Below are 16,049 nucleotides of genomic sequence, written 5' to 3' on the forward strand. Positions count from 1 at the left end.
GACCCGCGTAGACATATCCGGGGTAATTCCCGCGCTGACTCAAAAATGCCAAAGGCACTTGGGCCGCAGCGGCATGGCTCGCAGGGGCTTGTGGCGGTCCCCCCTCGCACCATCCACCACAGCTGCGGAACCGTGCAAAGAGCCTGCAAAGTAGCCGAGTAGACTCCCGGCCCGAGCAGCGCTCAGCCCTGCGTGGCGGTCGCTTGCGGGTGAAACCAGGCGAGTTTCTGCTGCAGGCGGACGACCGTGCCGACGATGATCAGGGCGGGCGATTTGATGCCGGCGGCTGCAACCTTCGCCGGCAAGGTCGCCAGGTCGGCTGTCAGGACACGTTGACGGCGGGTGGTGCCGTTCTGCACGACGGCGGCCGGGTGGTCCGGTGGCAGGCCGTGCGCGATCAGCTGGCGGCAGATTTCGGCGAGGCCGCCGACACCCATGTAGAAGACGACGGTCAGCCGCGGACGTGCCAGCGAGGGCCAGTCGAGATTGATCGTGCCGTCCTTGAGGTGGCCGGTGGCGAAGGCGACGGCCTGGGCGTGCTCGCGATGGGTCAGCGGGATGCCGGCGTAGGCCGCACAGCCGGCGGCTGCGGTCACTCCGGGAACCACCTCGAAGGGAATTCCCGAGTCGACCAGGGTCTCGATCTCCTCGCCACCGCGCCCGAAAACGAAGGGGTCGCCACCCTTGAGGCGGACGACGTTCTTGCCGGTGCGCGCCAGGCGGACCAGCAGCCGATTGAGTTCACCCTGTGGCACGCTGTGATTCGAACTCTCCTTGCCGGCGTAGATTTTCTCGGCTTCAGGCCGGGCCAGCTCCAGCACACCATCGGCGATCAGATGATCGTAGACGATGGCATCTGCTTCGCCGATCAGGCGGGCGGCGCGCAGCGTCAGCAGGTCGAGGTCGCCCGGTCCGCTACCGACGATGTATACGGTCCCGACTGCTGGTGACGACGTCTTCTGACTCATTACTTCTTCCCGATCGTTGGCTGAGCTGCAAGGATAAGGGCCCCGCCAGCAACTTTTCAACTCGAATGACGACCGCTGTCGAAATCAAACGACGGCGATCGCCGTTTGCAGCCGGTCAACGTCCGGGATATTGATCCTTCGGCATTCAACCGAGATCAGTCCCTGTCTGGCAAGCTTCTGCAGGATGCGGGAGAAAGTCGCTTGCGTCAGGTTGAGATGTGAGGCGATGATTCCTTTATTGGTGGGGAGCGTTACGGTGATTGCCTTTTCATGTTCGACCGGTTGGTGGCGCAGCCGACAACGGATGACGCGCTGACAGCCGTGACGCAGTGAATAAGCCGCTATGCCGTCAATAGAGTGATGCAGTCACATCGACAGGACCGCGAGCATCTTGCTGATGAGCTTGGGGGTCGGTGTCGAGTTCGTGGATGATGGCGGTCTTCGAGCGATGTATCAGGCCAGGGAGCCGGTGGGCCAGCCGACCGAGTTGCCGCTGGTCGATATTTCAACCAGTCGCACCATCCGCTCGGCGCCAAAGCACCCCTTGTAGGCGCTTTTCTCGCCATCTGATGCGTCAGGAGCGGTCGGGGACCTTCCCTGTCGTCCCCTGGGTCACTTCTGGCTGAGGATCCACTTGACCAGTTTGGTCGCCTCCTCGGGCTTGACCGACGGGTTCGGCGGCATCGGTACCGGGCCCCAGACGCCCTTGCCGCCTTTGATGACCTTTTCGGCCAGCATCGCTTCGTCGTTGGCGGTGTATTTCTTGGCGACGTCCTTGTATGAGGGACCGACGACCTTCTTGTCCATTGCGTGACACGACAGGCAGTTCTTGGATTTCGCCAGGGCTTCATCCGCCTGGGCAGCGCCAGCCGACAGGAGGCTGGCGGTGGCCAGCAGGAGGAGAGGGATCGCTTGCATGGTTCTTGCTCCGTTGAAATGGTGGGGTTGAGACCCTCGGGTTACGCCCGAGGGGCAGCGGTGGGAAGATCGGGCAGCGGCCGACCGGGCGCGCTGCCCGGTCGGCCGCTGCCACTGCTCAATAGACGTCGTTCTGTGTGTTGTAGACGTTGAACTTGCCGGTCGGCGTGACCACGCGCGGATCCTTGATGACGGCCTTGAGCTTGCGCGTCTTGTCGTCCACGACGACGATCGCCGACTCCTCGCTGCCGCTGCTCCAGACCGAGAACCAGACCTCGTCGCCAGCGCGGTTGTACTCTGGCTGAACCACCCGCTTGGCACCTGGTTTGACGCCGGCCCACTCGGCGATGGGCAGGAGTTCGAAGCCTTTGTCGAGTTGGTTGATGTCGAATACGGCAACCGATTGCGAAATCGCCGGATCAGGATTCAGCGGTGCGTCGACCCACAGGTTCCTGGACTTCGGATGCGTCTTCAGGAACAGCGAACCGCCGCCTGCGCCCTTGAGCGTTTGCACCACCTTCCAGGCATTGTTGCCGTGCTTCACCGGGTCCGTGCCAATCAGCGATATGGTTTCGTCGCCCAGATGGCTCGTCGCCCAGACCGGGCCGAACTTCGGATGAATGAAGTTTGCGCCACGACCAGGGTGGGGCGTCTTGCCGACTGAAATGGATGCTGCCAGCTTGCCTTCCTTGGTATCGATCACCGCAATCTTGTCCGACGCATTCGCCGCATCCATGAAGTAGCGGCCGGTCGACTCAAAGCCACCGTCGTGCAGGAAGCGCGGCGTCTTGATCATTCTTACCTTGAGATTGTTCAGATCGCTGTAGTCAACCAGATGCACGACGCCGGTTTCCTTGGCGTTGACCAGGAACTCGGGGTGGTAATGCGACGCAACGATGGCGGCAACGCGCGGCTCGGGGTGATACTCGTTGTCATCCGAGGTCATGCCCCGCGTGCTGACAATCTTCAACGGCTTGAGCGTGTCGCCATCCATCAGCGTGTACTGGGGCGGCCAGTAGCTGCCGGCGATCGCGTACTTGTCCTCGTAGCCCTTGTACTTGGAGGTTTCGATCGAGCGCGCTTCGAGACCGACCCGGATTTCGGCCACCGGTGCCGGCCTTTCCATCCACAGGTCAATCAGGACGATCTTGGCATCCCGGCCAATCACATAGAGGTAGCGGCCGGACTTCGACAGGCGCGAGATGTGCACCGCGTAGCCGGTGTCGATCACCTCGACGATCTTCTTGCTGGCACCGTCGATCAGGGCAACTTTTCCGGCATCGCGCAGCGTGACCGAGAAGAGGTTGGCCAGGTCGAGGTTGTTCATTTTCTTTGTCGGGCGCTGTGCTGGCGGGACGATCACTTTCCAGGTCGCGTTCATTTCCTTCATACCGAATTCGGGAGGCGTCGGCGGCTCATGCTGGATGTAGCGCGTCATGACGTCCACCTCCTGCTCGGTCAGCGCGTTGGAGGTGCCCCAGTTCGGCATACCCAGTGGTGATCCGTAGTGGATGAAGGTGCGCAGGTATTCGGAACCTCGCTCGAGGGTGATGTCGGTGGTCAGTGGTTTGCCGGTCGCGCCCTTGCGCAGTACGCCGTGACATCCGGCGCAGCGCTCGAAGTAAATCTTTTTGCCGACATCGAACTCCGCCTTGCTCATGGGTGGCGACTTGGGGTTAAGGGCCTGCATCATTTCGGCCTGGCCGACCGGCGACGGACCGCCGACCTGCATACGCCCTTCTTCCACTGCCTTGACCTTTTCGGGTTTTGTTTCCTGCGCATTGAGGTTCGTTATTGCCAGGGCAATCACAGACAAGGCCACGGACCATTTCTTTACACGCATTTGCTTCATTTTTCCTCCCTCCGTTGATTTGGCGAACTTCTCGACCCGAAAGCCCACGCAGCCTGCAGGCATGAATATCATTGGCCCACAGGGCGGTCCCGGTACGTGGCGCCAGCAATAACGCCGATATTGGATCACCGAGCAAAGCAATCGGTCGTTGATCCACGTCAAATTAGTGGGCGAACATCAGCACGGTCCACGTTCGCACCGCTGGCCGACCGGCCCGGCGGAGCGGCGCCGGCAGTCTCCGGTTTTTTCTTGATTCACATCAAAGTTTAGGCTGTTTCGCCGGCCTAGACTGGGTTTCGGAATCTCGACGCGACAGATCGGTGTCGAGACCGTCAATCGCGAGGGGCGCGCAGTGGCATCGGAAAAGTTCAAGCAGTGGTCGGTCGTCGCGGCGAGTACGACCGCGTTCACGGTGTGCTTCATGGTGTGGATGATGTTCGCCGTCATCGGCATCCCGATCAAACAGTCCCTCGGCCTCAACGAAACGCAGTTCGGCATTCTCGTGGCGATGCCGGTGCTCACCGGCTCACTGATCCGTCTGCCACTCGGCATGTGGACCGACCGCTTTGGGGGGCGCATCGTGTTCTTCATCCTGATGCTGTCCACCGTGTTTCCGATCTGGCTGATTTCCCAAGCCACCGAATTCTGGCATTTCCTGGTGACCGGCCTGTTCGTTGGCGTCGCCGGCGGTTCGTTCACCGTCGGTATCGCCTATTGCGCGCGCTGGTTCCCGAGGAGCCGCCAGGGGCTGGCGATGGGCATCTTCGGCGTCGGTAATACCGGGGCTGCGGTCACCAAGCTCGTTGCGCCGACGATCGTCGTCGCCTACGGCTGGACCATGGTGCCGCAGGTCTATGCCGTGCTGATGCTGGTCATGGCGGGGATCTTCTGGTTGTTCACCTACACCGATGAGGAACATAGCGCTGGGGCTTCGCACGTGACGGTCAAAGAACAGCTGATGGCGCTGAAAGATCCGGCCGTCTGGCGATACAGCCAGTATTACTCGATCGTCTTTGGCGGCTATGTGGGACTGTCGTTGTGGATGACCAAGTACTACATCACCGAGTACGGTTTCGATATCCAGTTGGCAGCGCTGCTCGCCGCCGCTTTCAGCATCCCTGGTGGCTTGCTCCGAGCCATCGGCGGCTGGTTTTCCGACAAGTATGGTGCGCATTCGGTCACCTGGTGGGTGCTCTGGGTCGGGTTGGTCTGCCTCTTCTTCCTGTCTTACCCGCAGACCGAGTTCACGATCCACACGATATCGGGGCCGAAGACCTTCCATGTCGGGCTCAACGCGACGGCGTTCACCATCATCATGTTCACCATGGGCATCTCCTTCGCGATCGGCAAGGCGTCGGTGTTCAAGTACATCTCGGACGACTACCCGCACAACATCGGCGTCGTGTCCGGCATCGTCGGCCTCGCGGGCGGCATGGGTGGCTTCGTCCTGCCGATCCTGTTCGGTGCGCTGGTTGACCTGACCGGTCTGCGCTCATCGGCATTCATGCTGATGTTCGGCATTGTCTGGGTCTCCCTGATGTGGATGTACTTCGCGGAAGTTCGGCCAATGAGCGCGCAGCACGCCAGCAAGCACCAGGCGGCCACGCCGGTGCCTTTCAACTGAAACCTGCAGCAGAGCCTCATGGCCACTCCCTTTCGGAAGCGCGGTTCGGGCTCCGGTGAGCGCCAGAAAAATGAAGATTGGAATCCAGGTGAATGATCAGAAGCCAACGGGTACAGAAACAGCGGTCGTCTACGGGTCTGCCGATGTCGCGAAGTGGGACGTTGAGGATCCCGTCTTCTGGGAATCGCAGGGCAAGCGAATCGCCTACCGCAACCTGTGGATCTCGGTGCCCGCGCTGCTGTGCGGCTTCGCTGTCTGGGGCATGTGGGGCATCATCACCGTGCAGATGCTCAACCTGGGTTTCCCGTTCACCCAGGCCGAACTGTTCACGCTGACCGCGATCGCCGGCATCTCCGGCGCGACGATGCGGATCCCGGCCTCGTTCCTCATTCGGCTCGCAGGCGGACGCAACACCATCTTCCTGACCACCGCGATGCTGCTTGCGCCCGCCATCGGCACCGGTATTGCGCTGCAGCACAAGGACTGGCCGCTGTGGGTGTTCCAGCTGATGGCGCTGTGGTCGGGCGTCGGCGGAGGCAACTTCGCCAGTTCGATGTCCAACATCAGCACCTTCTTCCCGAAGCGGCTGCAGGGCACCGCGCTCGGCCTGAATGCCGGCATCGGCAACTTCGGCGTGACGACGATGCAGGTCGTCATCCCACTGGTGATGACCGTCGGGCTGTTCGGCAGCTTCGGCGGTGAGTCGATGACGTTGTTGAAGGACAGCGGCTGGATCCTCGGCAAGATCCCAGCCGGCACGCCGACCTGGATCCAGAACGCCGGCTTCGCCTGGGTGCTGTCGCTGGTACCCCTGTCCATCCTGTGCTGGTTCGGGATGCATAACCTGAAGACGGTCTCTCCGGATACCGGCAACCCGATCGTCGCGTTCGCCAAGATCACCTACTTGTACACGCTGGCCTTCGTCCCGGCCATCTTCGGCCTGTACCTGTACCTGCCAGCGCCCACCGGGCTGGGCCTCATCAGCATGTGGGTGGCGATTCCGCTAGACATCGTCAGCGCGCTGCTGGTGATGAAATTGGCAGCGTTCGGCACGATGAAGGAGAACGTCGCCAAGCAATTCCTCATCTTCAGGGACAAGCACACCTGGTCGATGACCGCCCTGTACATCGTGACCTTTGGCTCGTTCATCGGCTTCTCGATGGCGCTGCCGTTGTCGATCACCGTGATCTTCGGCATCAGCCACGTGCCTGATGCGAACGGCGTGCTGCAGCACACGCTGAAGAACCCGAACGCGCCGTCGGCCTTCACCTACGCTTGGATCGGCCCGTTCGTCGGCGCGGCGGTGCGCCCGATCGGTGGCTGGATCTCCGACAAGCTCGGCGGTTCGATCGTCACCCAGGTCATCTCCCTGGTGATGGTGGCCGCGTCCGCCGCCGTCGGCTACGTGATGATGCAGGCCTACGGATCGGCTACGCCAGAGCAGTATTTCCCGGCCTTCCTCGGCCTGTTCATCGTCTTGTTTTTCGCCAGCGGCATCGGCAACGGCTCGACCTTCCGCACCATCGGCGTGATCTTCGACCGCCAGCAGGCCGGCCCGGTCCTGGGCTGGACCTCGGCGATCGCCGCCTACGGCGCCTTCATCGCGCCGGTGGTGATCGGCAACCAGATCAAGGCCGGCACCCCGCAGATGGCGATGTATGGCTTTGCGGTGTTCTATGGCCTGTGCCTGGTACTGAACTGGTGGTTCTACCTGCGCGCCAACGCCTACGTGAAAAACCCCTGAGCCCTGTCTTGTTCATGTTCCCACGTCAACCTTATCGGAAAAACGCATGAGCCACTTTCTCGATCGACTGACCTATTTCTCCCAACCGCGGGAAACTTTCTCCGACGGCCACGGCGTCGCGACCGGAGAAGACCGTACCTGGGAGGACGCCTACCGTAATCGCTGGGCCCACGACAAGATCGTGCGCTCGACCCACGGCGTGAATTGCACGGGGTCGTGTTCGTGGAAGATCTACGTCAAGGGCGGTATCGTCACCTGGGAAACCCAGCAGACCGACTACCCGCGTACCCGCTGGGACATGCCCAATCATGAACCTCGCGGCTGCGCGCGTGGTGCGAGCTACAGCTGGTATCTCTACAGCGCCAACCGGGTGAAGTACCCAATGGTCCGTGGTCGCCTGCTCAAGAGCTGGCGGGAAGCGCGTTCGAGCAGGAACCCGGTCGACGCGTGGGCCTCCATCGTCGAATCCGAGGCAAAGCGACGTGAGTACCAGTGCGTGCGCGGGCTTGGCGGCTTTGTACGTGCGAGTTGGGACGAGGTCAATGAGATCGTCGCTGCCGCCAACGTCTACACGATCAAGCGTTACGGACCGGATCGCGTGGTCGGTTTCTCGCCGATTCCGGCCATGTCGATGGTCAGCTATGCCGCTGGCAGCCGCTATCTGAGCCTGATCGGCGGCGTCTGCATGAGCTTCTACGACTGGTACTGCGACTTGCCGCCCTCGAGCCCGCAGGTCTGGGGCGAGCAGACCGACGTACCCGAGTCGGCCGACTGGTACAACTCCAGCTTCATCATCGCCTGGGGTTCCAACGTGCCACAGACCCGTACCCCAGACGCGCACTTTTTCACCGAGGTTCGCTACAAGGGAACCAAGACCGTGGCAGTCACGCCCGACTACTCCGAAGTCGCCAAGCTCTCGGACATCTGGCTGCACCCGAAGCAGGGCACCGATGCCGCCGTCGCCATGGCGATGGGGCATGTGATCCTGAAAGAATTCTATTTCGAGAAACGCAGTGCGTACTTCGACAATTACGCGCGCCGCTACACCGACCTGCCGATGCTGGTGATGCTGAAGGAACATGTCTTGCCGGGCGGCGAGAAAATCATGGTTCCGGATCGTTACCTGCGCGCGTCCGATTTCGACCACCAGTTCGGCCAGGCCAACAATCCGGAATGGAAGACGGTCGCCTTCGACGAAGCCGGCCAGGTGGTGCTGCCGAACGGCGCCATCGGTTTCCGCTGGGGTCCCGATGGCCGTGCCGACCAGGGGCAGTGGAACCTCGAGGCCAAGGAGGCGCAACAGGGGAGTGACGTGAAGCTGAAGCTTTCGCTGCTCGAGGGTGACGCCCCGGATAAGGAGACGGCGAAGGTCGGCTTTCCGTATTTTGGGGGCATCGCCAGTGAACATTTTCCGAACAACGTCCTCAAGGGTGAGAACGGCGACGTGCTGGTGCGCACTGTGCCGGTGCAACGCATGGCCCTTGGTCAGAAAGGTGAGCAGGTCGAAGCGCTAGTCGCCACCGTGTTCGACCTGCAGGTAGCGAACTACGGCGTCGCACGCGGCTTGGCCGGCGAACTGGCCGCCAGCACCTACAACGATGACACGCCCTATACCCCGGCCTGGCAGGAGCGGATCACCGGCACGCCGCGTGATCAGGTGATCACTGTCGCGCGCCAGTTCGCCGATAACGCTGACAAGACCCAGGGCAGGTCGATGGTGATCATCGGTGCGGCGATGAATCACTGGTATCACAGCGACATGAACTATCGCGGCGTCATCAACATGTTGATGTTGTGCGGCTGCATTGGCAAGAGCGGTGGGGGCTGGGCGCATTACGTCGGGCAGGAAAAGCTGCGGCCGCAAACTGGCTGGACGGCGCTGGCTTTTGCGCTCGACTGGATCCGCCCACCGCGTCAGATGAACAGCACCAGCTTCTTCTACGCGCACACCGATCAGTGGCGCTACGAGAAGCTGGGCATGGACGAAGTCATCTCGCCACTTGCCGACAAGAAGCTGTACGGCGGCAGCATGATCGACTACAACGTGCGTGCCGAGCGCATGGGCTGGTTGCCGAGTGCGCCGCAGTTGCAGACCAATCCGCTGCAGGTGGTGCGCGATGCGGCGAACGCCGGTATGGACCCCAGGGACTATGCGGTCAAGGCGCTGCAGGACGGATCGCTGAAAATGAGCTGCACCGATCCCGATCACCCGGACAACTGGCCACGTAACCTGTTCGTCTGGCGATCCAACCTGCTCGGCTCCAGCGGCAAGGGTCACGAGTATTTCCTCAAGCACCTGCTCGGCACCAGCAACGGCGTACAGGGCAAGGATCTCGGTGCCGAAGTGGCCAAGCCGGGCGAAGTGGTGTGGCACGACAAGGCGCCGGAAGGCAAACTCGACCTGCTGGTGACGCTCGATTTCCGTATGAGTACCACCTGCCTGTATTCCGACATCGTGCTGCCCACCGCCACCTGGTATGAAAAGAACGACCTCAACACCAGCGACATGCACCCGTTCATCCACCCGTTGTCCACCGCGGTGGACCCGGCTTGGCAAGCCAGGAGCGACTGGGAGATCTACAAAGGCTTCGCCAGGAAGTTCAGCGAAGTGTGCGTCGGTCACCTGGGGGTCGAAAAGGAGCTGGTACTGACGCCCCTGATGCACGACAGCCCGTCGGAGCTTGCCCAGCCCTTTGCGGTCAAGGACTGGAAGCGCGGCGATTGCGAACTGATTCCGGGCAAGACGGCACCGAATCTGCAGGTCGTCGAGCGCGACTACCCCAACGTCTACAAGCGCTTCACAGCGCTCGGCCCGCTGATGGCCAAGGTGGGCAATGGCGGCAAGGGCATTGCCTGGAACACGCAGACGGAAGTGCGGCAACTCGGCGAACTCAGCGGCCTGGTGAGCGCCGAAGGCGTGAGCTGCGGCATGCCGAAGATCGAGAGCGATATTGACGCCGCCGAGGTGGTGCTGATGCTGGCACCCGAGACCAACGGCCATGTCGCGGTGAAAGCTTGGGAGGCTCTGGGCAGGCAGACCGGACTGGATCACACGCACCTCGCGATCCACCGCGAAGACGAGAAGATCCGCTTCCGCGACATCCAGGCGCAGCCGCGCAAGATCATCAGCTCGCCTACCTGGAGCGGCATCGAGTCTGAAACCGTTTCGTACAATGCCGGCTACACCAACGTGCACGAGATGATCCCGTGGCGTACGCTGACCGGTCGCCAGCAGTTCTACATGGATCACCCGTGGATGATCGCTTTTGGCGAGGGTTTTACCAGCTACCGCCCGCCGGTAGACCTGAAGACCACTGCCGGAATCCAGGGCATGAGGCCCAATGGCAACCCGGAAATTGCGCTCAACTTCATCACGCCGCACCAGAAGTGGGGCATCCACAGCACCTACACCGATAACCTGTTGATGCTGACGCTCAGCCGCGGCGGACCCTGCGTGTGGATCAGCGAAGACGACGCGAAAAGCGTGGGCATCGTGGACAACGACTGGATCGAGCTGTTCAACATCAATGGCGCCATCGCAGCGCGGGCGGTCGTCAGTCAGCGCGTCAATCCGGGGATGGTGATGATGTACCACGCGCAGGAAAAAATCGTCAATACGCCGGCGGCCGAGATCACTGGCGTGCGTGGTGGCATCCACAACTCGGTGACGCGCATCGTGCTCAAGCCGACGCACATGATCGGTGGTTATGCGCAGTTCAGTTACGGCTTCAACTACTACGGAACCATCGGCACCAACCGTGACGAGTTCGTCGTCGTGCGCAAGATGAAGAAGGTCGACTGGCTCGACACACCGGTCGCTGATGAACTGGTCCGCCCAGTGCAAGCCCAGGGAGAAGTCGCATGAAGATCCGTGCTCAAATCGGAATGGTCCTGAACCTGGACAAGTGCATCGGTTGTCACACGTGTTCGGTCACCTGCAAGAACGTCTGGACCAGCCGCCCGGGCGTCGAGTACGCCTGGTTCAACAACGTCGAGACCAAGCCCGGTATCGGCTACCCGAAGGAATGGGAGAACCAGGACAAGTGGAACGGTGGCTGGGTACGCAAGGCAAACGGCAGTATCGAGCCGCGCCAGGGTGCCAAGTGGAAGCTACTGATGCGCATCTTCGCCAACCCTAGCCTGCCGGAGATCGACGACTACTACGAGCCGTTCACCTTTGACTACGGGCACCTGCAGTCGGCGCCCGAGATGAAGGCGGCGCCCACGGCCCGCCCACGCAGCCTGATTACTGGCAAGCAGATGGACAAGATCGTCTGGGGCCCGAACTGGGAGGAGATTCTCGGCGGCGAGTTCTCCGGGCGGAGCAAGGACAAGAACTTCGACGGCGGTTTTGCACAGGCGCAGAAGGACATCTGTGGCCAGTTCGAAAACACTTTCATGATGTACCTGCCCAGGCTGTGCGAGCACTGCCTGAACCCGGCCTGCGTGGCGTCGTGCCCCTCGGGGTCGATCTACAAGCGCGAGGAGGACGGCATCGTGCTGATCGACCAGGACAAGTGCCGCGGCTGGCGGATGTGCGTCAGCGGCTGCCCGTACAAGAAGATTTACTACAACTGGAAGAGCGGCAAGGCCGAGAAGTGCATCTTCTGCTTTCCGCGCATCGAAGCCGGCCAGCCAACCGTGTGCAGCGAGACCTGCGTCGGTCGCATCCGCTATCTGGGCGTGCTGCTTTACGACGCCGACCGCATTGAAGAGGCGGCCAGTACCGAACACGACCGCAACCTGTACCAGGCGCAGCTGCGCATCTTCCTCGACCCGCACGACCCCAGGGTCATCGCGCAGGCGGCCATCGACGGCATCCCCGACAAATGGATGGAGGCTGCGCGCAACAGCCCGGTCTACAGGATGGCGATGCAATGGAAGGTGGCGCTGCCGCTGCACCCGGAGTACCGCACGCTGCCGATGGTCTGGTACGTGCCGCCGCTCTCCCCGATCAGTGCTGCGGCCCAGGCGGGGCAGCTCGGCAGCAATGGCGAGATCCCGGACGTCAAGCAGTTGCGCATCCCCGTTCAGTACCTCGCCAACTTGCTGACCGCCGGTGACACCATGCCGGTTGAGCGCGCGCTCGAGCGCATGCTGGCCATGCGCGCCTACCAGCGCGAAAAGCATGTCGACGGCCGCATCAACCAGGCTGTGCTGACCCAGGTGGGCCTCAGCCAGGCCGAGGTCGACGAGATGTACCACGTGATGGCGATCGCCAACTATGAAGACCGCTTCGTGATTCCCACCACGCACCGCGAATACGCCGAGAACGCTTTCAGCGTGCGTGGCGGCTGCGGCTTCAGCTTCGGCAACGGTTGCTCCGAAGGGACCAGCGAGACCAGCCTGTTCGGTAGCGAGAAGAAGCGCACCATTCCGATCAAGGCGGAGGTTTGACCATGTCCGCGTTGAACTCCCGGCCATCGATGTCGAAGAGCCTGCGCGTCTTGGCAGCCCTGCTCGGCTATCCCGACGCGCTGATGCGAGGCTATCTGCCGGAGATGCGCGCGCTGCTGTGTGAAGAGTGCGCCCTGTCGCCCTCGCGGGGGGCAGAGCTTCATGCCTTGATCGACGCCCTGCAGCGCGGTGACCCGCTGCAGACCGAGGCTGCTTACGTCGAGCTTTTCGATCGAGGCCGCGCCACCTCGCTGCATCTCTTCGAGCATGTTCACGGCGACTCGCGGGAGCGCGGCCCGGCGATGATCGACCTCGGCCAGACCTACGAGAAAGCCGGTCTGATCCTGGCCGAGGGCGAGCTGCCCGACTACCTGCCGGCGGTGCTGGAGTTCGTCTCGACCCAGCCGCCAGACGAGGCGAAGGCCTTCCTCGGCGAGATGGCGCACATCCTCAATGCCCTCTTCGGTGCCTTGCAGCGGCGCAACAGTCCTTACGCGAGCGTGCTTGGCGCGCTGCTGGACCTGGCCGGCGAGCAGGCGCGGCCGATCGTACCCGTTGCCGAAGAGTCGCTGGACGAGAGCTGGGCCGAGCCGGTGGTGTTCGACGGCTGTTCGGTAAGGGGCCAGGGCCAGCCCGGCCAGACGCAAGCGATCCACGTCGTCCAACCGCTGCAACCCCCAAGGCCTTCGCGGGCGACCAGTGCCCAGGCTAACCCGCAATCAGGAGTCGTCGCATGAACCCCGTCATGTCCTACCTGCACAACTTCTTCTTCAACGTCTACCCGTACATCTGCCTGGCCGTATTCTTCATGGGCAGCTTGGCGCGCTTCGACCGCGATCAGTACACCTGGAAGAGCGACTCGTCACAACTGCTGCGCACCGGCACGCTGCGCTGGGGCAGCAACCTGTTCCATATCGGCATCCTGTTCCTCTTCTTCGGGCACTTCGTCGGTCTGCTTACGCCGCACTGGCTCTATGAGCCCTTCATCAGCGCGCCGGACAAGCAACGCATGGCCATTTACTCGGGTGGTGCGGCCGGTGTTGCCTGCTTCATCGGTCTCACCCTGCTGCTGCACCGGCGCCTCTTTGATCCGCGAATTCGTCTGACCAGTCATCGCACCGACATCGCGATCCTGGTGATCCTCTGGGTGCAACTGGTGATCGGTCTGATCACGCTGCCGTACTCGTTCGGCCACACGGATGCCAGCGCGATGCTGATACTGGGTGACTGGGCCCAAGGCATCGTGACCTTCCGCCCCCATGCCGAAGGGCTGCTGCTGCTGGACTGGCCGTACCTGATTCACCTGATCCTCGGCATGACGATCTTCCTGCTCTTTCCATTCAGTCGCCTGGTTCATGTCTGGAGCGGCTTTGCCACGGTCGGCTTTCTCTTCCGGCCAAACCAGGTAGTGCGCAGCCGGCGCCTGAACGTGCCGGCCGGCCACAATCTGCCGAGCCAACCAGGCACCGGTGTCTGAGTTCCGCGGAGTCTCCACCATGCCTGTGCAAACTGTCGATTGCCGTGCCGCCGAGCCGGCCCTACCGGTGACGGTGGCTCGCATCAACGGCGTCGCCCTGAACAAAGCGGCCGAGTACGTCGCGCCCGAGGAACTACGCCAGCGGGCGTGCACCGAGCTGCTGCGCCAGGCGGCCATCGAGGCGGCTCTGCTCGACGCCGACGACGTCGTATCTGACGACGGGGTGATCAGCGAAGCCGCGGCCAACGCCATTGAAGCTCTGCTTGGACAGAATCTTCCTTTGCCCGAAGCTTCTGAAGAAGCCTGCCGCCGCTACCATGCCGCGCACGCGGGCGCTTACCGCAGCGGTGAACGCGTTCGCGTGCGGCACATCCTGTTTGCCGTGACGCCGGGGCTGAACCTTGCGGCCCTGCGCCAGCGCGCCGAGGCCTGCCTGCTCGACGTGCGTTGCCACGATCGGCAAACGAGCAGCAACGCCACTGATCGCTTTGCCGACTCGGCCCGCGAGCTGTCCAATTGCCCCAGTGGCGAGCTGGGTGGTGAGCTGGGCTGGCTCAGCGCGAACGACTGTGCCCCCGAATTTGCACACGAGCTGTTCGGTCACGTCGAGGTCGGCGTGCTGTCGCGGCTGGTGCACAGCCGCTTCGGACTGCATGTCGTCGAGGTCCAGGAACGCGATCCGGGCGTGATTCAGCCGTTCGAGGCGGTACGCGGCACAGTTGCAAATGCCCTGCGCCAGCAGGCGTTCGTGACGGCGTTGCGCCAATACCTGCGCCTGTTGGCCGCTGCGGCGATGGTCGAAGGCATCGTGCTCGAAGTGGCCGACACGCCTTTGCTGCAGTAGCCTGGGCTTTTCGAGGTCGGAGTGCGCTGCGCTGGCTGCGAGCGGGGGGAGATCGCTGGTCGCCCGCCGACGGAGCAAGCCCCGTCGGCGACGTTTCAGTCGAAGCTGCCCTGGTCGACGCGGGCGGCCAGTTCCGGCGTTGCCTGGGCGAAGCTGATGATGCGCCGGCCCTTGTGGTCCTTGACGAAATCCTCGGCGTCGGCACGCGTGGCCAGCGGTACGAACTCGTTCCCCATCGGGCCAAGCGTATCCGAGCCGACGACGTAAAAAGCCTGACGGGCGTCGATCCGGGTCAGGCCATAGAACTCGGTGACCCAGATACCGGCAATGTCGGCGAGCTGGTGACCAGGTGCGTACTTGGGGACGTTGCCGAGATACTTGAAAAGGTCCTTCGCGCCGTCGAAGAAATGCGCATGGCCGTCCTTGTAAACGACGATCGCGAGCCAGTTCGGGTACTTGGCGACGAGCATCCCGCAGACCGGGCACAGATCCCGGTCGGAGGGTTTCGGTAGCTTGTCCGGGGCCGCGAAAACGCCCCCGGCAGCGCCTAGAGTCAGTGCAGCGAGCGTCAGCAGCAGCTTGCGGCGGCGCATCATCGGCTCGAGTTCTCAGCCCTGGCGCTGCGTTGCTGCGCGCTGCCGACGTTCTTCGCGGACCTTGCGGATCATCGAAACGTCCTGCGACATGTCGGTGTAGGCGGCGAGCAGGGCCTGGTCGAACCTGCCGAGTTCGCCGCCGTTGGCAGCCATCGCCGCTCTTGCCGCGGTTTCGCTGCCGTAGGCGACCTTGCTGCGTTTGCTCATTACGCCCTTGATCTGGCTGCCGATCAGGAAAGTCGCCTGGTCGACGTCGATCAGCGGCTTGATTTCCGCGGTGGAGGCGTTGTCGGCAACCCAGATCCGCTTCGGTTCGCGGTCCACGTTGACCGCCAGGCTGATCGCGGCACAGTGCAGCGAGCAGACGCCGTCCGGCAGGTCGTCGCTATACTGGATCAGCATGCGCGAGTGATGGTACTGACGGCGATCCATGCCGCAATAGGGACACTTGGGGAACTTGTCGAGGTCGTTCTCATACGCCTTCGGGTCAGCGGCTTTCTTTGGGATGAACTGTGCGGGTGTGCCGTCGGTGGCACACGACTGGGCATGGGCGGTGGCGGCGGTGGCCAGGCCGGCGGTAGCGAGCGAGAGTTTCAGCATACTACGTCGATTCATGATGACACTCCTTC

The 16,049-nt window shown here is 62.5% G+C and carries 14 protein-coding genes; 8 read left to right on the forward strand and 6 right to left on the reverse strand.

Annotated elements, in window-relative coordinates:
* Positions 1-182: 182 nt before the first annotated feature.
* Positions 183-968 carry a uroporphyrinogen-III C-methyltransferase gene (cobA, locus tag V5B44_RS19400; RefSeq protein WP_332360729.1) on the reverse strand — a complete coding sequence of 262 codons (786 nt, stop codon included), beginning with the start codon at positions 966-968 and terminating at the stop codon, positions 183-185.
* 84 nt (positions 969-1,052) lie between these two features.
* Complete coding sequence (locus V5B44_RS26790) at positions 1,053-1,334, reverse strand: helix-turn-helix domain-containing protein (protein ID WP_434735492.1); 282 nt, start codon at positions 1,332-1,334, stop codon at positions 1,053-1,055.
* 31 nt (positions 1,335-1,365) lie between these two features.
* On the opposite strand from V5B44_RS26790, the gene V5B44_RS19405 reads away from it, so the two are divergent.
* Positions 1,366-1,518: a hypothetical protein gene (locus tag V5B44_RS19405; RefSeq protein WP_332360730.1), complete on the forward strand. Its 153-nt coding sequence runs from the start codon at positions 1,366-1,368 to the stop codon at positions 1,516-1,518.
* Between the two features lie 62 nt (positions 1,519-1,580).
* Here the strand turns inward: V5B44_RS19405 and V5B44_RS19410 are convergent, their stop codons facing one another.
* Together V5B44_RS19410 and V5B44_RS19415 are read right to left on the reverse strand one after the other, a co-directional pair.
* Complete coding sequence (locus V5B44_RS19410) at positions 1,581-1,886, reverse strand: c-type cytochrome (RefSeq protein ID WP_332359623.1); 306 nt, start codon at positions 1,884-1,886, stop codon at positions 1,581-1,583.
* Positions 1,887-2,004: 118 nt separating this feature from the next.
* The gene (locus tag V5B44_RS19415) at positions 2,005-3,738 is read right to left on the reverse strand and encodes a cytochrome D1 domain-containing protein (protein WP_332360731.1); all 1,734 of its coding nucleotides are present in this window, start codon (positions 3,736-3,738) and stop codon (positions 2,005-2,007) included.
* A 352-nt stretch (positions 3,739-4,090) separates the two neighbouring features.
* Between V5B44_RS19415 and V5B44_RS19420 the strand changes: the two genes are divergently transcribed.
* From V5B44_RS19420 to V5B44_RS19450, 7 genes are all read left to right on the forward strand, one after another.
* Entirely contained in the window at positions 4,091-5,362 is a 1,272-nt protein-coding gene (locus tag V5B44_RS19420) for an MFS transporter (protein ID WP_332360732.1), read from the forward strand.
* 70 nt (positions 5,363-5,432) lie between these two features.
* Positions 5,433-7,106 (forward strand): antiporter, encoded by a 1,674-nt coding sequence (locus V5B44_RS19425; RefSeq protein ID WP_332360733.1) that lies wholly within the window; start codon positions 5,433-5,435, stop codon positions 7,104-7,106.
* 46 nt (positions 7,107-7,152) lie between these two features.
* Positions 7,153-10,971, forward strand: coding sequence for a nitrate reductase subunit alpha (locus V5B44_RS19430; RefSeq protein ID WP_332360734.1), 3,819 nt, complete (start codon positions 7,153-7,155; stop codon positions 10,969-10,971).
* On the forward strand, positions 10,968-12,503 hold the full coding sequence (narH, locus tag V5B44_RS19435) for a nitrate reductase subunit beta (protein ID WP_332360735.1): 1,536 nt from the start codon (positions 10,968-10,970) through the stop codon (positions 12,501-12,503). The genes V5B44_RS19430 and narH overlap by 4 nt, the downstream gene beginning before the upstream one ends.
* A gap of 2 nt (positions 12,504-12,505) precedes the next feature.
* Positions 12,506-13,240 carry a nitrate reductase molybdenum cofactor assembly chaperone gene (narJ, locus tag V5B44_RS19440; protein WP_332360736.1) on the forward strand — a complete coding sequence of 245 codons (735 nt, stop codon included), beginning with the start codon at positions 12,506-12,508 and terminating at the stop codon, positions 13,238-13,240.
* 8 nt (positions 13,241-13,248) lie between these two features.
* A complete protein-coding gene (gene narI, locus V5B44_RS19445) occupies positions 13,249-13,980 on the forward strand; it encodes a respiratory nitrate reductase subunit gamma (protein WP_434735466.1) in 732 nt (243 codons plus the stop codon).
* Positions 13,981-13,999: 19 nt separating this feature from the next.
* Complete coding sequence (locus tag V5B44_RS19450) at positions 14,000-14,824, forward strand: peptidylprolyl isomerase (RefSeq protein WP_332360737.1); 825 nt, start codon at positions 14,000-14,002, stop codon at positions 14,822-14,824.
* A gap of 95 nt (positions 14,825-14,919) precedes the next feature.
* On the opposite strand, the gene V5B44_RS19455 is transcribed toward V5B44_RS19450, so the two are convergent.
* Both V5B44_RS19455 and V5B44_RS19460 read right to left on the reverse strand, forming a co-directional pair.
* Positions 14,920-15,417 carry a nitrous oxide reductase accessory protein NosL gene (locus tag V5B44_RS19455; RefSeq protein ID WP_434735467.1) on the reverse strand — a complete coding sequence of 166 codons (498 nt, stop codon included), beginning with the start codon at positions 15,415-15,417 and terminating at the stop codon, positions 14,920-14,922.
* A 15-nt stretch (positions 15,418-15,432) separates the two neighbouring features.
* A complete protein-coding gene (locus tag V5B44_RS19460; RefSeq protein ID WP_332359630.1) occupies positions 15,433-16,035 on the reverse strand; it encodes a nitrous oxide reductase accessory protein NosL in 603 nt (200 codons plus the stop codon).
* Positions 16,036-16,049: the final 14 nt, after the last annotated feature.

Source organism: Candidatus Accumulibacter necessarius (genome assembly GCF_036625085.1).

What these genes read in the sequence shown, in the direction of transcription:
- V5B44_RS19410 (WP_332359623.1), bottom strand. Translation starts at nt 1,886, where the DNA reads ATGCAAGCGATCCCTCTCCTCCTGCTGGCCACCGCCAGCCTCCTGTCG.
- V5B44_RS19450 (WP_332360737.1), top strand. Translation starts at nt 14,000, where the DNA reads ATGCCTGTGCAAACTGTCGATTGCCGTGCCGCCGAGCCGGCCCTACCG.
- V5B44_RS19425 (WP_332360733.1), top strand. Translation starts at nt 5,433, where the DNA reads ATGAAGATTGGAATCCAGGTGAATGATCAGAAGCCAACGGGTACAGAA.
- V5B44_RS19430 (WP_332360734.1), top strand. Translation starts at nt 7,153, where the DNA reads ATGAGCCACTTTCTCGATCGACTGACCTATTTCTCCCAACCGCGGGAA.
- V5B44_RS19415 (WP_332360731.1), bottom strand. Translation starts at nt 3,738, where the DNA reads ATGAAGCAAATGCGTGTAAAGAAATGGTCCGTGGCCTTGTCTGTGATT.
- narJ (WP_332360736.1), top strand. Translation starts at nt 12,506, where the DNA reads ATGTCCGCGTTGAACTCCCGGCCATCGATGTCGAAGAGCCTGCGCGTC.
- V5B44_RS19455 (WP_434735467.1), bottom strand. Translation starts at nt 15,417, where the DNA reads ATGCGCCGCCGCAAGCTGCTGCTGACGCTCGCTGCACTGACTCTAGGC.
- cobA (WP_332360729.1), bottom strand. Translation starts at nt 968, where the DNA reads ATGAGTCAGAAGACGTCGTCACCAGCAGTCGGGACCGTATACATCGTC.
- narI (WP_434735466.1), top strand. Translation starts at nt 13,249, where the DNA reads ATGTCCTACCTGCACAACTTCTTCTTCAACGTCTACCCGTACATCTGC.
- V5B44_RS19460 (WP_332359630.1), bottom strand. Translation starts at nt 16,035, where the DNA reads ATGAATCGACGTAGTATGCTGAAACTCTCGCTCGCTACCGCCGGCCTG.
- V5B44_RS19405 (WP_332360730.1), top strand. Translation starts at nt 1,366, where the DNA reads ATGAGCTTGGGGGTCGGTGTCGAGTTCGTGGATGATGGCGGTCTTCGA.
- narH (WP_332360735.1), top strand. Translation starts at nt 10,968, where the DNA reads ATGAAGATCCGTGCTCAAATCGGAATGGTCCTGAACCTGGACAAGTGC.